Source organism: Streptomyces sp. CB02923 (assembly GCF_001905005.1).
Lineage (GTDB): Bacteria > Actinomycetota > Actinomycetes > Streptomycetales > Streptomycetaceae > Streptomyces.
The window spans coordinates 290,943-305,304 of sequence record NZ_LWKZ01000003.1; the positions used below are offsets into that span (position 1 = coordinate 290,943).

Sequence of the window (14,362 nt, forward strand, 5' to 3'; positions counted from 1 at the left end):
CGGGGTGTACGAGGGGGTGTTCCCGGTTGGGGAGGGTGCGTTTTCGGTCGGCGGGGTGGTGTTTCCGCCTGCTGAGGATGCCTTTCATCCTGGTGATGCCGGATTCCTGGCTGATGGGGTGGGGTTTGATCGGGATGGTGTGGGGTTCGATCGTGACGGGGCGGCGGGGGGCGATCGGGGTGGTGTGGGGTTCGATCGGGGTGGTGCGGAACTCCACCGGGATGGTGCGGGGTTCCATCGTGGCGGCACCGGGTTTCAGCGGGACGGGCTTGTGTTCCACCCGGGTGAAGCTGTTTTCCATGGCTCCGGGGACGGCTTTCGTTCGGACGAGCCGGCGTTCTGTTCCGCCGGGTCCGGGGACCGTGCTCCGCGGGCCGCCGACGCCTGCGCGGACTCCGGCGCCGAGCCCGACGGCTGGTCCTGGAAGCGGCTGCTGAGTGCGACGTCCGTGCTGATGACGGCGGCCATCGCGGTCGCCGTCGCCGCGCTGGGCGCGGTGGCGTCCTACCCGTCGCTGCGCGCGATTGCGGCCGGCGTGGCCCCGTCGGACGTAGCGGCGCTGTGGCCGCTGCTGATCTACGGGCCCTGGGTCGTGGCCACCCTGTCGATCCTGCGGGCCCGCGTCCACCGGCGCCGTACGCTGCACTCCTGGGCCGTCGTGATCTTCTTCGCCGCCGTGGCCACGCTGCTGTGCATCGCCCGTGTGCATCCCTCCCCGGCGGGCATCGCCGTGGCGGGGCTCCCGCCGCTGACCGTTCTGCTCTGCTTCCATCAGTTCGTACGGCAGCTCGACCACGCCACCGCCCCCCAGCCCGCTGCCCGGCACGCGCAGAGCAGCCGGGGCCAGCACCGCCACCGCTCCGGCGGATGAGGCGGCCCCGGACCCGGCGTCGGACGGGGGCGCGGTAGTCAACCCTGCGAGACGACGGCGACCTGGGTCGACGTGCCGCCCGGCACGGCCAGGCCGCCACCGGAGGGTGGGCACATGCTCGACGAGCTGGACCGTGCCGTGATTCATGCGCTGCACATCGACGGGCGCGCGCCGTTCAGCCGGATCGCAGCAACCCTCGACGTCTCGCCCCAGACCGTCGCCCGCCGCTACCAGCGGCTGCGTACGGAGGAGTCGTTACGTGTCGTAGGGCTTCCGGACCCCCGACAGGCAGGCCGGACGCAGTGGCTCGTCCGGCTCACCGCCACCGTGGGCTCGGCCCAGGACCTGCCCGCACGCCCTGGCCCGCCGGCGGCCGCCGGTGATCAGTAGCACGGCGAACGGCAGGGGGTAGGCCGTCGTGAACCACTGGATGTCGGACGCCGATCCGCCCAGATCGGCGTGCATCGCCGGGGCGGTGACCTGCACGATCGTTGCGTCCAGCAGGTTCATCGCCTCACCGAGCAGCAGGGCGGCGAGGGCCGGCCGGCGTCGGCGGTGCGCCGTGCCCGGTGGCGGAAGCACACGCTCAGCAGTCATCAGGATCCCCTCCACGGTTGTCGGTACGCGGTCCCGGCCTCTGGGTGGGTGAGGGCGGCGGGATCGGTACGCGTCCCGGCCTCTGGGTGAGGACGTCGGGACCGGCCGCGAGTCAGCGTGGGGCGTGGACGTCGGAAGGCTCCAGCCGGAGCGGCGCGTTGGACGATTCCTGCCGTCAGCGGTGCGTGTGGTGTCGATTTCTCACGGCGGTCCGCGCGTGCGGCGTCCGGGGCCGGGGACACCCATGGGCCGTCCGGTCACCAGAGCGAACGAAACCCGTAATACCGGGATTTTACGGTGATCCACACCACATTGACGCGCCTTTCGTGCTCCGCTTCACTTTCCCGTGACTCCAAGCGGAAAGCCGGATTCTGCGGCAGCGATGGATTGTTGCTGTTCCGGCCCACCGAATTCGGAGCGCAGTTCAGTCAGTTCGCCGTCCCTCGGAGGTGCTGCCATGAAGCTCGTCAACTCTCTCAAGAAGAAGTTCAAGGCCGAGAAGAGCCTGAAGGCGTACGCCTGGTACATCTGGTACTGATCGGCACGTGACCCGGAAGTTTCCCCATCCAGGCTCTCGGAGGCCGCCGATGCGTACGTACGGCACGGACCGGAGCGACCGGGTCACGGTCTTCACACCGCGGCTCGCCCGGCTGTTGAGCGAACACCGCGGTGCGGACGTCTTCCGGCTGGAGGCCGACACCGTCGGCGTCGCCGGATCCGCCCTGATCGAGGCCGTGCTGCGCAGCAGACCGGCCAACGCGGCCGAACGGCCGACCTTCAAACCCCTGCAGGGGAGGGCGGTCAGCCGACCGGAATCCTCCGCCGTCATGCGAGCCGTTTCCCAGGACGTCCGTGCGGCATTGGAAGGCGATGGAGAGGGAGACGGAGAAGGAGCAGTAGCAGGAGCGGGACCGGAAAAGCCCGGTGGAAAAGCGGTCGACCTCTCCGGGGAATGGCCGCGGGCGGGGCACCTGTATTTGCGCGACCTGGTATTCGGCTCCGACCCTTTCCGGCTCCAGGTGCTGGTGGACCGCAAGCTGGAATGGACACCCAAACTGACCTGGACGGTGATCGCGGCGGGAGCCGCACTGCCCGGGTGCCCCGGGGCCGGTGCGCCGGTCTCCCGCCTGGCCGGGCTCACCGCAGCCGCCGCGGGCTACGGCGACCGCCGTTACGCCATGGGCCTGTACCGGCGGGCCGCGGCACCGGTGTGCTTCACCGTCTCCACGCTCGTCGCCAACGCGCTCTGGCTCGGCTCGCCCTTCGACGACGGCGTACCGAACCGCCACATCCTGTACGAGGCCATGCGGTTGCTGCCGCCGTCCTGGAACCTGCTGCGGGTGGCGTCGCCGGAGTTCGCGGCCCTCGACGACCGGATCGGCGCCACCGACGACGTGCTGTTGCTCCCGCTGCTCAGCCACCGCGATCCGGCCCTGTGGGACGCGCCGGACGAGTTCCGCCCCGAGCGCTGGGAGACGCTGGACCCCGAGAACCAGCCCGGCTACCTGCCCTTCGGGCACGCCAACGAGCGGTGCTGGGGGCGCCACATGGTCATGCCGCTGGCCGAACGGTTGCTGGACATGGTGCGGGAGCAGGGGCTCGCGGTGAGCCCGGAGCAGACGTCGGCGGAGGTGCCGCTGGCCGGTCTGCTCGGAGTGTCGCGGGTGCGGGTGGTACGGCGCTGAGCCGACGGCGGACAGCGCGGTGCCGGTTGCGGACAGCGCGGAGTCCGGCGACAGCGCGGTGCCCGGCCCACCCGGCCCCGGTGGGGCCGGGCACGCATCCGGAGGGTGCCGTCAGGCCGTCGCCGTGTCCACGAGATCGGTGACGAACTTGCGTACCCGGCCGCGGAGCACCGGCGTGACGCCGTGGATGACCTGCGCCCCGTAGGCGACGGCCACACCCGGTCCGGCGTCGGTCAGCCACCGGCTCTTGCGCGGCGCGCTCAGCCACTGCGGTGTCTCCTCGTGCACCGCGGCGCCGTGCGGCAGGCTGTGGCTCAGCGGTGTGCCCGGTTCGTACCCGTCGGCCGCGCCCAGCATCGTGTCGGTCCAGGGGGCGGAGTCCGACGTCGTCTCGATGTAGAACCGGCCGCCTTCCGCCGCGTCCGCGATCGTCACCCCGATCCGGCCGATGCGCCGGGGCGGTGTCCGCGGGCTGCTGATGCCGTCGAGGTGGGTGGGTACGCCCTGGCCCACGGCGAGTTCGGTGTAGCCCCAGGGGCCGGCCCCGGCGATGGACGGCATGCTGCGCCGGATCGCGGGCAGCGCCCGCTGCGTGGCGTCGGCCAGGACGTTCTGGGCGGTCACCGGGGCCGTGAGGACCTCGGCCTGGTGGCGGGGCCGCCAGCCGGCCGTCTCACTGTCCATGATCTTGACCAGTCGGGAGATCTCCTCCGCGGTGAGGAACTCCTCGACCGTCTGCAGCATGAGCGTCTCGCTGATGTGAATCACATCGCTCTCCTCGTCGAAGGTCCGGGGGGACCGGTCTCGTACTCCACGGTCCCGCCGGGGCGAGGGGGCGGGCAGGCGCAGACGGGGGCGCACACGCGCGTGATGGCTCGTACGTGTGTGCGCCCCATGGGTGTCGGTCCTGCGGGCGTCACTTCCCGGTGAGCGAGGCGCCCTTCTCCATGTTGAGCGGCCGGGCGGTCGTCTCGACGATGCCGAGGACCGCCTTGACGTTGGACTCGCTCAGCGGAATACGCAGGAGCCCGACGACCTCGGACTCGGTGAGGGAGGAGACCGCCGGACTCGACGCCGGGTCCGCGGCGGCGGGCTGCGGGGCCAGGGCGGCCGCGCCGGCCGCGGCGAGCACTGTGACGACTGCGGAACGGATACGCATCAGGATGAGGACTTCCACGGGGATCGGGGGCGGAGGACGGAAGAGCGGAACGCGACGCGAGCGAGGCGCGCACTCAAGTCAAGGCGGGCACGCGCTGTTACGAAGCGCCGTGGTCCGCGCGACCACCCCTATGGGGGCCCGGGATCACCCGGGTGGCCGAAGAGGCGGCAGGCGTGTTCGAAGGCAGCGCGGGTGCCGGTTCTTACGCTCGCGCGGCGCGGTCCGTACGCCTGCGTCGCCCTGCTCGTACGCCCGTGCCGCCCTGCCCGTACACCTGCGTCGCCCGGCTCCGGCCCGTACGCCCGCGCCGGCCGGCTCAGGACCGTACGCCCCTGTCAGGTGGCCGCGGCCGGGGGACCGCCGCGACTAGCCAGGACGATCATGGGTACCCAGCGCGCCGGGCCACCGGTGACCGCGGCGGACCCGACCGCGCAGGAGTGAGCCGGGAGGCGGAGTTGGCGGAGGCGAGGGGCACGGCCGGGTGGCGGTGGCTGTGGTGGGAACTGACCGCGGTCGGCCGCACGGTGCGGGACGCGGTGCGGCAGTCCGGGCCGGAGCGGGACACCGTGGTCCAGTCGCTGAAGGCGGCCGGCGCCGCGGTCATGGCCTGGGCGCTGACGGGCTGGTGGCTGAACGCGCCGCTGGCCCTGATGGCCCCCTGGACCGCGCTGGCGCTGGTCGACGCCACCGTCTACCGCTCGCTGCGGTCCGGGCTCCAGCAGCTCGTGGTGATCGTGCTCGGCGCCCTGCTGGCCTCCGCGGCGATGGCCGTGACCGACGGCAGCAAGCTGGGTGCCATGCTGATCGTGCTGCCGGTGATGACGCTGGTCGGCACCCACCGCAGACTCGGTGCCCAGGGCATCTACGGCGCGACCACCGCCCTGTTCGTCATCACCTACGGCGCCTACTCGCTCACCGAGGTCAGGCACCGGCTCGTCGAGACCATGATCGGGGCGGCCATCGGCATCGCCGTCAACGCGCTGGTCCTCCCGCCGGTGCACCTGCGCAACGTGCACGACCAGCTCCGCCGGCTGCCCCGGGAGAGCGCCGAGCTGCTGCAGACGATGGCCGAGGGCCTGCGCGGCGAGGAGTGGAGCGCCACGGACGCGGCCGGCTGGCACGACCGCGCGCGCCGCCTCAGCCAGGTGCTGCGGGCCCTGGCCAGTGCCCGGGAGTGGAACGCCGAGAGCTCCCGTTTCAACCCCGGCTTCCGGCTGCGCCGTACCGGGCCGCCCCCGCCACCGCCCGAGAAGGCGGACGCCGTATGGGAACGGGCCGCCGCCCACCTGGCGGCCATCACCCGCACGCTGGCCGGTACCGCCGGGGAGAAGGCCCGGCTGACCGCGCCCGGCGTCGCGTTCCTGCGGCGGTACGCCGACCTTGCGGACGAGGCGGCGACGCTGTGCCAGGCCGAGGCGGACCTGATCGCGGACAGCGAGCGGGCGGAAGCGGGGGAGCGTTACCGCAAGGCCCGTGAGCGGGCCCAGGAGCTGTACGACGGGCTCGCGGACGACTTCCGGGAACAGCGCGACCCGCCGGCGGCCGCGGCGAGCGGCGAACTGCTCGTGGAGATGAAGCAGCTGCTGCACGAACTGACGGAGTTCGCGGAGCCGGACGCCCCGGAACGCGCGGCCGCCGGGAAGCCGGGCGGCCAGGGCAGGCCGATGAGGCAGGGCCGGGAGGGCAAGCCGATGCGGCAGGACCGGCAGGACCGGCAGAACCGGCAGGGCAAGCCGGTGAAACCGGTGAAGCCACGGCTTCAGGGCCGCTCCGCCGGGCCCGCCGACGCCCCCGCTCGGCCCCCGGACGCCCGCTGACCCCCGTCCTCCCATCTCTCCCCCCCCGGATCTCCCCCCCCCCGGACGCCCGCCGACCACCGCCCCGTCCGCATAAGGGCAGGCCACCGCGTTTCTCCGGGATCGCCAGGGGCACCCGTCAGCCACACGGCACACCGTGCCCTCGTACGGGTGAAGGGAAGACCGCGACGTGAAACGCCCCCCGGCGCGCGGAGACCTGTCAGCGGCGGTCGTCTCCGCGCTGGAGCAGTCGCCCGGCACCGCACACCTGCCGGACAGCCGTACGGCGGCGGCGTCGGACCCGTACGGCGATGATCTGCAACTCGCCCTGGCCCTCTGCTACGAACTGCACTACCGCGGCTTCGACGCCGTACCCGACACCTGGGAGTGGGACCCGGAACTGCTGCGCTTCCGAGCCGCCCTGGAGCATGCCTTCCTCGTCGCGCTGCGCGCCGACGCCCCCGCATCGGAGGACGTGGACACGCTGCTCGACGGCCTGCTGGTGGAGCCGGCGGACGGCGGCGGCGTCTCGCACTTCCTGCGCGACAGGGGCGAGCACTGGCAGATGCGGGAGTACGTCGCCCAGCGGTCCCTGTACCACCTCAAGGAGGCCGACCCGCACCTGTGGGTGGTGCCGCGCCTGTGGGGTCAGGCCAAGGCCGGGATGATGGCGGTGGAGTACGACGAGTTCGGGGCCGGCCGCGCGGAGCGGGTGCACGCGCGGCTCTACGCCGACCTGATGGCCGACCTCGGCCTGGACAGCGCGTACGGCCACTACCTGGGCGCCTGTCCACGGCAGATGCTGGCCGTCAACAACCTGATGTCGCTCTTCGGGCTGCACCGCGCCCACCGGGGCGCGCTGGTCGGCCACTTCGCCTGGGTCGAGGTCACCTCGTCCCCCGGCTCGCGCCGCCTCGCGCAGGCGCTGGAGCGGCTGGGGGCCGGCCCGGCGGCCGTGCACTTCTACGCCGAGCACGTCGAGGCGGACGCCGCGCACGAACAGGTGGTGCGCCACCAGGTCGTGAAGGGGCTGCTGCGGGAGGAGCCCGCGCTCGCGCCGGACGTCGCGTTCGGCATCGCGGCCACTGGTCTGCTGGAGGACCGGCTGGGCGCGCACCTGCTCAGCGCCTGGCAGGCGGACGAGTCCTCACTGTTCGCCCCGCTGTGAGGGTTCGCCCTGCTGTGAGGGGTCGTACCGCTGCGCGGGTTCGCACCGTTGCGAGGCCGTGGCTGCCGTTGTTCCTGTGGCGGCCGTGGCTGCCGTGGCCGTGCGTGCGGCCGGGGAGCGCTTGCGGCCGCGGTGGCTGGTGTCGCACCAGGGGAAGGTCCGGCTGCGGCGGCACATGCACAGCGCCACGAACGGGCGGTCCGAACGGGCCGTCGTCCCGTCGTCCAACTCCACCTCGACGGGGCCTTCGACGAGCACCGGCCCTCCGGGGTCCCGGACGACCCGGCGGGCCTCCCTGTGCCCGGCCCCGTCGCGTCCGGTCTCTTCGGTCTCTTCGGCCTCTCCGGCCTCTCCGATCTCTTCGGCCTCTCCGGTATCGCCGGTCCCCTCGCTCCCGGGTACGGGTTCCTGCTCACGCGGCGCGCTGGGCACGGACCACCACCAACTCCTCCTTGTCCTGGCCGGGGACGATCAGCCCCTGGGCCTCAAGCCACGCGGCACGCCCCCGCATCACGGGCCCGAAAGGGATGAACCTGCGGTCGGTGACCGAGGTCTCCAGCCCGGCCTCCGCCAGGAGTCCCACGGTCCGGGCGGGGTCGCAGATCTGCGAATGGACGAGCAGCAGCACACCGTACGGGGCGAGCAGCGCGGGCACCTGCGCGCACAGCCGGTCCAGTACGGCCCGGCCGTCCGGTCCGGCGTCCCACGCCCGCGCCCGGCCGCGCCGCGGCAGCACGGGCGCCGCGCTGGGCACGTACGGCGGATTCGCCATGACCAGGTCGAAGTGACGCCCGGCCACGGGGTGCAGCAGGTCGCCCCGGTGCGCGCGTACCCGGTTCCCGTGCCCGGCGAACCAGGCGTTGAGCAGGGTGGTGAGCACGGCGGCGAACGCGGCGTCCGTCGCGGTGACCCGTCCGGCGCCGTGCCGGGCCGCGGCGACCGCCAGGGCCCCGCTGCCCGCGCCCACGTCCAGCACCTCAGCGCCGGGCCGCAGGCTCTCCCGGCGGAGGGCCGCGGCCAGCATCCCGGTGTCTTCCTGCGGCGCGTACACGCCGGGGGGGTTGATGAAGAACACGCGCCACGGGTACCCCGGAAGCATCATTCATTGCACGACGGACGGAAGCGGTTCGCCCTTCAGCGCAGTGCACGGCGGTCTCGTCCGCACCACGCGCCGCGACAGGACCATCCCGGTGGCCGAAGCTGGGGACGTGAGCAGTCCGCAGCGCTCCGGACCGCCGCCACCCCCGGCGGGCCCCGGGCAGGCGCCCACCCTCGGCGTGGAGGAGGAGTTCTTCCTCGTCCGCCCCGGCGGCGGTGCCCTCGTACCGGCGGGCAGCCGCGTCGTCGCCCGGGCCGCACGGACAGTCGGTGACCTTGTCTCCGGAGAGTTCGACTCGTGCCAGGCCGAGGTGAAGACACCGCCGTGCGCGGGCGCCGACGAGCTGCGCCGCGAACTGGGCGCGGTACGGGCGGCCGTCGCCGGTGCCGCGGCCGCGGAGGGCGTACGGATCTGCGCGTCCGGGACGCCCGTACTCGGCGCGCAGGGACCTGCGACGCTGGGGGACCACCCGCGCTACCGGGCCGGAGTGGACCAGTTCGGCGTCATGCTCGACGACTACGCCATCTGCGCCCTGCACGTCCACGTACACATGCCGGACCGCCGCCTGGGCGTGCTGGTCGGCAACCACCTGCGGCCCTGGCTGCCCCTGCTGCTGGCGATGAGCGCCAACTCCCCGTTCGCGGACGCCCGTGACACGGGGTACGCGAGCTGGCGCACCATCGTCCGGGGCCGTTTTCCGGCGCTCGGTCCGCAGCCGTACGTCACCTCCCTCGACGACTACCGGCAGCTCACCCGGGCCCTGCACGCCTCCGAGGCGATGCTCGACGCCGATGTGCCGTTCTGGGACGTACGGCCCAACCCGCGCCATCCCACCCTGGAGATCCGCGTCATGGACGTACCCGCCGATGTCGAGGACACCGTGGCCCTCGCGGTGCTGGTCAGGGCGCTGGTGGCGCGGTCGGTCGAGCTGGTGCGGGACGGCGACCGGGGCCCGCGGGTGTGCGGCGAGCTCGTCCGGGCGGCCTATTGGCGCGCGGCGCGCGACGGCTGGCCGGGCGACGGTGTGGACGCGCTGAGCGGTGAGGTGCTCCCGTCCCGCGTCCAGGCGGACCGGCTGGTGGGCCACGTACGGCCGGAGCTGGAGGAGTACGGCGACCTGGACACCGTCACGGCGTTCCTGCGCCGCCTCGCGGAACGCGGGAGCGGCGCCCAGCGCCAGCGTGCCTCGTGGAACCGGCGATCACGGCTGAGCGACATCGTGGACGACCTCGCGGACCTGACCGCCGGCGCACCGGAGCGCCCGGTGGCTGCCGTCACGCGGCGGTGAGCCTGCCGTCACGCGGCGGTGAGCGTGGTCACCAGCACGTCGCGGTATGCGGGCCGTGAGAGGTCCATGGGGCGGATCGGGGAGACGCAGTGCAGCGAGTCCCGGTCGTCCGACAGCAGCAGGCTGCCCGGCCGGTGCAGGGTGGTGGACAGCAGTTCCCGCCCGTCGTGGGTGTAGACGCTGCTCTGGCCGCCGCTGGCGTTCTCGCGGTTGACGAGCAGGGAGGACACCAGGGTGACGCCGTCCTTGTGACGGCCCTCCGGAGTCGGGTCCCCCTTGTCGTCGGCCGTCGCGACGACCCGGAAGGGGTGCACCTTGACGATCCACTGCCCGGCGTCGTCCAGGGCGGCCGCCGCCCGCCCCAGCAGGGCGAACAGCGGGCGCAGCAGCGGGTCGGAGACGAACGTGCCGGTCAGCGGCTCGAAGTCGCGGTCCATCGTCTCGTACAGCGGGTTGGTGTCCTTCGGCTGCACGAACGGCGTGTGGGGCAGCTGGACGAGTTCCCCGGTGGCCGGGGTGAGGGAGAACCGGCCGTAACGGCGCAGCCTGCGGGTGCCCTGCTCGGCCGCGTACCGGTCCTCGCCCAGCTCGTCCCAGTGTGCGGCGAAGCGCGCCCACGACTGGTCGTCCGCGCCCATCTGCTCCCGGACCGAGGCCGGGGACATCAGGCAGACGGAGGAGCGGGTCAGGCACGAGCGGGCGGCCTCGACCGGGGAATCGGCCCCGGCCGCGCCACCGGTGCCGGACGGTGCCGAGCGGTCGTCGATGTGCTCCACGTCGGATGTCCGCCTTCCTGCCGGGGGCCTGCCGTGTCCTTGCCCGGCTCTGCCGGGTTCTGTCGGTTTCTGCCGGGTTCTGCCAGGTTTTACCGGGCGTGCGCCGTGGCGCACGCGTGGTCCCATCGTGTGGGGGACGGACGCTGATCGCATCTTGCGCGCACCCGGTCCGCGGCACGGGGCCGTCGCGGTGGCTCCGGGGCCGGGCACTGCCCGCCCGACGGCCCTTCCATGCCTGATGACTCAATGTCGCCGTAAGTCGTCAGCCTGCTTTGACATGCCATTTCGGCGCTTTCTACGGTGATCACACGCCTCCCCCCCCGCCCTGAGAAGAGGAACCATGCGCGTCCTGTGCACCGCGACCGGCTCACCGTCGCACGGCAGAGCTCTGCTGCCCCTGGCCCGTGCGCTGGCCGGGGCCGGCCACGACGTCACCGTGGCCACGACGACCGACGTGGCGTCCGTATTCGCCGCCGACGCCGTCACGGTGGAGCCGTGCCTGCCGCGGCTCGACTTCGGGACGGACCAGCAGGAGGACACCGGTGACGCGACGGGCACGGACGCCGGAGCGGCCCAGGGCCAGGGCGAGGAGTCGGGCCAGGAGTCGGACCAGAGCCAGGGCGAGGAGTCGGGTCAGGAGCAGCACCTGCGGGTACTGATAGAGCGGCTCACCGGCGACATGGCCATCGAGAGCCACCGCGTACTGGCCGAACTGGCCCGTACCGTACGCCCGGACGCCATCATCCGGGACGGCATGGACGTCGCCGCGTGCCTGCTCGCCGAGCAGCTCGGCGTACCCCAGCTGCCCATCCCCGCGGGCACGGTCAACGTCCTCGACCCGGCGCTCCTGCTGCCCGCGCTGAACCGGCTGCGCGAGCAGCTGGGGCTGCCCGTCCAGGAGTCGCCCGGCTCGCTCTACCCGCACGGCCGCTTCGACTACCTGCCCGCCGCGTACTCCTTCGCCCGGTTCCCGGCGAAGGTCCTGGCCTACCGCCAGACCACCGTGGTGGACCGCACCGCCGGGCTGCCCGGCTGGGTCGCCGAACTGCCCACCGACCGGCCGCTGGTGTTCGCCGCGGTGGGCACCGCGCTGCCGATGTTCCGCGAGGTGCTGCCCGAGGGTGCCCCGCTGCCGGTCGGGATGACCGACCCGGCCGAGCAGCTGGGAATCATCATCGCGGGCCTGAACCGGCTGGACTGCACGGCCGTGGTGGCCACCGGCGGCATCGAACCGGCCGGCGCGGAACCCGCCCCGCACGTCCACCTCACGGACCGCCTCGCACAGCCGCTGCTGCTGGAGTGCGCCGACCTGTTCCTCACCCACGGCGGGTACAACAGCATCAGGGAAGCGCTGCGCACGGGTACGCCGATGGCGGTGCTGCCGAACTTCGGAGACCAGCCGCCCAACGCCGAGCGGGTGCAGGAGCTGGGCCTGGGCCGGCATCTGACCGACACCTCGCCCGAGGCCGTGGCCGCCGTCTGCCAGGAGATCCTGGACGACCGCGGCATCGCCGCCCGGGTACGGAAGGCACAGCTGGCCAGCCTCGCCCTGCCGGACGTCGGGCAGGTCGTGGACGACCTGGAGAAGCTGGTGGCCTGAGACGTTCACCGGCAGGGGGACGACGGCGGCCCGTCACGGGGCGGGCCGCCGTCCCTCTGCTGTGCGACGGGGTGGGCGCGTGTGTGTGACGGGGCGGGCGCGGGCCGTTCCCGCCGCCGTACGTGGGGCGCGGGCCGTTCCCGCCGTACGTATGACGAGCCCGGCCGAGGGACGTGAACCGTTCCCGCCGTACGCGCGACGGCCCGGCCGGGCGTCGGGCGCCGTCAGGACCGGACGGGTTCCGCCGCCGTGCGGGCCGTCGGGACGACCACCGGAGCGCCGTCGGAGGGCGCGGCGAGGATCTCCGCCTCGACGCCGTACAGCTCCTTCACGAGCGCCGCGTCGATGATCTTGCGCGGCGGGCCCGCGGCGACCACCCGGCCCGCCCGCATGGCGACGACCGTGTCGGCGTAGCGGGCCGCCGCCGCGAGGTCGTGGACGACCATGACGATGGTCCGCCCGGCCGCCGCGACCTCACGGACCAGGTCCAGCACCTCCACGGCGTGGCCGATGTCGAGGGCGCTGGTCGGTTCGTCGAGCAGGACGACGGGCGTTTCCTGGGCGAGTGCCATGGCCAGCCAGCAGCGCTGGCGCTGGCCGCCGGAGAGCTGGTCGAGGCGGCGGCCGGCCAGGCCGGTGGTGCCGGTCGCCTCCAGGGCGCGCGTCACGGCCCGTTCGTCCTCGTGGGACCACTGGCGGAACAGGCCCTGGTGCGGGTGGCGTCCGTACCGTACGAGGCCCGCCACCGTGACCGCCTCGGGTGCCTGCGGGGACTGGGGGAGCAGCGCGATGCGGTGGGCCGCCTCCCGCTGCTTGAGCCGCCAGACGTCGGCGTCGCCCGCGAACACCCGGCCGGACGCGGGCTCGTGCAGCCGGGCCATGCAGCGCAGCAGAGTGGACTTGCCGCAGCCGTTGGGCCCGACCACCGCCACCACCTGACCCGAACCGACCGTCAGATCGACCTGGTCGACGACCGGGTGTCCGGCGTATCCGGCGGTGAGCTGCTCGACGCGGAGTTCCACTGAAGCCGGCCTTTCCCCGGGGCGAGAGGTCACACCTCTTGCCTATTTGTCATAAGGTAAGGCTAACCTTAACGCCAATCGGCGGAAGTGCGGCTGCCGCGGCAGCCGTGCGCACGCCTCGTCACGTCATGCCCCATTGAACCCGGAGTTCCCGATGACCGTGTCCCGCCGCCCGCTTCTCACCGCCCGACGCCGTACCGCATCGGCCGTCGCCGCCCTCGGTGCCGCGGCGCTGCTGCTCACGGGCTGCGGCTCGGACTCCGGCGCGGACCGGGCGAAGGGCGACGGCAAGGACGCGGCGGCCTCCGGTACCCGTACGGTCAAGGACGCCACCGGCAAGGTCGTCGAGGTGCCCGCGAACCCGCAGCGCATCGTCACGCTCACCCAGGAGGACCTGGACGCGGTCCTCGCGCTGAAGATCAAGCCGGTCGGCATCACCAACGGGCAGGGCCTGGACGAGCCGCCGGCCTACCTGGCCGGCAAGGTCAAGGGCATCGACATCGTCGGCGGCCTGCTCAAGCCCGTCATGGACAAGGTGGTCGCGGCCAGGCCGGACCTGATCCTCGCCGGTGACATGCAGGACGAGCAGGTGCTCAAGCAGCTGCGCGAGATCACCCCCGCCACCCTGGTCACCATGGCGCCCACCGACGACTGGAAGATGTCGTTCCGGGGCATCGGCAACGCCGTCAACAAGCTCGGCGACGCCAACAAGGTCATCGCCGACCACGAGGCCGCCGCCAAGAAGGCGGGCGAGAAGCTGGGCGCGGGCAAGGGCGCCGCCGTCTCCATCGTGCGCTGGAACCCGGACGGGCCGAGCTGGATGGAGAAGAAGCAGTTCGCCAGCGGCGTCGCCCTGGAGATGGGCCTCCAGCGGCCCGCCAACCAGAACAAGGACGGCAACGCGCACGCCCCGTCACTCAGCCTCGAAAAGATCAACGAGATCGACGGCGACTGGCTGTTCCTGTCCACCCTGACCGCCGACGGCGAGAAGGCCCTCAAGGACGTGCAGACCAAGCCCGCCTACAAGGAGCTGGGCGCGGTGAAGAAGGGCCACGTGGTGACGGTCAACGGCTCCGTCTGGTCCACCCGCGGCGGCCCGCTGGCCAGCGATGTCGTCATGAGCGACATCAGCAAGGCACTGTCCGGGGCCTGAGCCGGGCGGCCGTACGGCGCTGATCGTACGGGGCTGATCGTACGGCCGGGTGGTATCGCGACTCGTACGGCGACTCGTACGGCGACCCGTGCGGCCGTCGTGGCGCCGGCGGCGCCTCCGGGAGACCCGGGGCGCCGCCGGTGCCCGC

General features: G+C 73.0%; 16 protein-coding genes and 1 pseudogene. 9 read left to right on the forward strand and 8 right to left on the reverse strand.

The window, feature by feature from the left end:
- A partial coding sequence (locus tag A6A06_RS08295; RefSeq protein WP_443333723.1) for a hypothetical protein occupies positions 1-280 on the reverse strand: 280 nt, incomplete at its 3' end.
- Between A6A06_RS08295 and A6A06_RS08300 the strand changes: the two genes are divergently transcribed.
- A complete protein-coding gene (locus A6A06_RS08300) occupies positions 272-871 on the forward strand; it encodes a DUF2637 domain-containing protein (RefSeq protein ID WP_073760528.1) in 600 nt (199 codons plus the stop codon). The two genes, A6A06_RS08295 and A6A06_RS08300, sit on opposite strands and share 9 nt — an antisense overlap.
- Positions 872-985: 114 nt before the next feature.
- Positions 986-1,054, forward strand: a pseudogene (locus tag A6A06_RS42605) (hypothetical protein); the annotation flags it as partial.
- Between the two features lie 72 nt (positions 1,055-1,126).
- Here the strand turns inward: A6A06_RS42605 and A6A06_RS42610 are convergent.
- Complete coding sequence (locus tag A6A06_RS42610; protein ID WP_242440644.1) at positions 1,127-1,468, reverse strand: hypothetical protein; 342 nt, start codon at positions 1,466-1,468, stop codon at positions 1,127-1,129.
- A 457-nt stretch (positions 1,469-1,925) separates the two neighbouring features.
- Here A6A06_RS42610 and A6A06_RS43880 point away from each other — a divergent pair, with 457 nt between their 5' ends.
- Together A6A06_RS43880 and A6A06_RS08315 are read left to right on the forward strand one after the other, a co-directional pair.
- Positions 1,926-2,006, forward strand: a complete 81-nt coding sequence (locus A6A06_RS43880; RefSeq protein WP_385238127.1) for a tryptorubin family RiPP precursor — start codon at positions 1,926-1,928, stop codon at positions 2,004-2,006.
- Positions 2,007-2,055: 49 nt separating this feature from the next.
- Positions 2,056-3,153 (forward strand): cytochrome P450, encoded by a 1,098-nt coding sequence (locus A6A06_RS08315; protein ID WP_073760529.1) that lies wholly within the window; start codon positions 2,056-2,058, stop codon positions 3,151-3,153.
- A 111-nt stretch (positions 3,154-3,264) separates the two neighbouring features.
- On the opposite strand, the gene A6A06_RS08320 is transcribed toward A6A06_RS08315, so the two are convergent.
- Both A6A06_RS08320 and A6A06_RS08325 read right to left on the reverse strand, forming a co-directional pair.
- A complete protein-coding gene (locus A6A06_RS08320; protein WP_073760530.1) occupies positions 3,265-3,921 on the reverse strand; it encodes a hypothetical protein in 657 nt (218 codons plus the stop codon).
- A 148-nt stretch (positions 3,922-4,069) separates the two neighbouring features.
- The gene (locus tag A6A06_RS08325) at positions 4,070-4,312 is read right to left on the reverse strand and encodes a hypothetical protein (RefSeq protein ID WP_199930759.1); all 243 of its coding nucleotides are present in this window, start codon (positions 4,310-4,312) and stop codon (positions 4,070-4,072) included.
- A gap of 455 nt (positions 4,313-4,767) precedes the next feature.
- Here A6A06_RS08325 and A6A06_RS08330 point away from each other — a divergent pair, with 455 nt between their 5' ends.
- Positions 4,768-6,129 (forward strand): FUSC family protein, encoded by a 1,362-nt coding sequence (locus A6A06_RS08330; protein WP_073760532.1) that lies wholly within the window; start codon positions 4,768-4,770, stop codon positions 6,127-6,129.
- Positions 6,130-6,298: 169 nt separating this feature from the next.
- Positions 6,299-7,276: an iron-containing redox enzyme family protein gene (locus A6A06_RS08335; protein ID WP_073760533.1), complete on the forward strand. Its 978-nt coding sequence runs from the start codon at positions 6,299-6,301 to the stop codon at positions 7,274-7,276.
- Here A6A06_RS08335 and A6A06_RS43885 read toward each other — a convergent pair.
- Positions 7,256-7,708 (reverse strand): CDGSH iron-sulfur domain-containing protein, encoded by a 453-nt coding sequence (locus A6A06_RS43885; RefSeq protein ID WP_443333724.1) that lies wholly within the window; start codon positions 7,706-7,708, stop codon positions 7,256-7,258. The genes A6A06_RS08335 and A6A06_RS43885 overlap by 21 nt on opposite strands.
- On the reverse strand, positions 7,689-8,351 hold the full coding sequence (locus A6A06_RS08345) for a HemK2/MTQ2 family protein methyltransferase (protein WP_079193881.1): 663 nt from the start codon (positions 8,349-8,351) through the stop codon (positions 7,689-7,691). Before A6A06_RS08345 ends, A6A06_RS43885 begins: the two co-directional genes overlap by 20 nt.
- A gap of 133 nt (positions 8,352-8,484) precedes the next feature.
- Between A6A06_RS08345 and A6A06_RS08350 the strand changes: the two genes are divergently transcribed.
- Positions 8,485-9,663 carry a carboxylate-amine ligase gene (locus A6A06_RS08350; protein ID WP_073760573.1) on the forward strand — a complete coding sequence of 393 codons (1,179 nt, stop codon included), beginning with the start codon at positions 8,485-8,487 and terminating at the stop codon, positions 9,661-9,663.
- A gap of 8 nt (positions 9,664-9,671) precedes the next feature.
- Here A6A06_RS08350 and A6A06_RS08355 read toward each other — a convergent pair whose 3' ends face one another.
- Entirely contained in the window at positions 9,672-10,439 is a 768-nt protein-coding gene (locus A6A06_RS08355; protein ID WP_199930760.1) for a 2OG-Fe dioxygenase family protein, read from the reverse strand.
- 340 nt (positions 10,440-10,779) lie between these two features.
- Between A6A06_RS08355 and A6A06_RS08360 the strand changes: the two genes are divergently transcribed.
- On the forward strand, positions 10,780-12,039 hold the full coding sequence (locus A6A06_RS08360) for a glycosyltransferase (protein ID WP_073760535.1): 1,260 nt from the start codon (positions 10,780-10,782) through the stop codon (positions 12,037-12,039).
- A 224-nt stretch (positions 12,040-12,263) separates the two neighbouring features.
- Here A6A06_RS08360 and A6A06_RS08365 read toward each other — a convergent pair whose 3' ends face one another.
- The gene (locus tag A6A06_RS08365) at positions 12,264-13,061 is read right to left on the reverse strand and encodes an ABC transporter ATP-binding protein (RefSeq protein ID WP_073760536.1); all 798 of its coding nucleotides are present in this window, start codon (positions 13,059-13,061) and stop codon (positions 12,264-12,266) included.
- 154 nt (positions 13,062-13,215) lie between these two features.
- Between A6A06_RS08365 and A6A06_RS08370 the strand changes: the two genes are divergently transcribed.
- On the forward strand, positions 13,216-14,214 hold the full coding sequence (locus A6A06_RS08370) for an ABC transporter substrate-binding protein (RefSeq protein WP_073760537.1): 999 nt from the start codon (positions 13,216-13,218) through the stop codon (positions 14,212-14,214).
- The last annotated feature ends 148 nt before the right edge of the window (positions 14,215-14,362 follow it).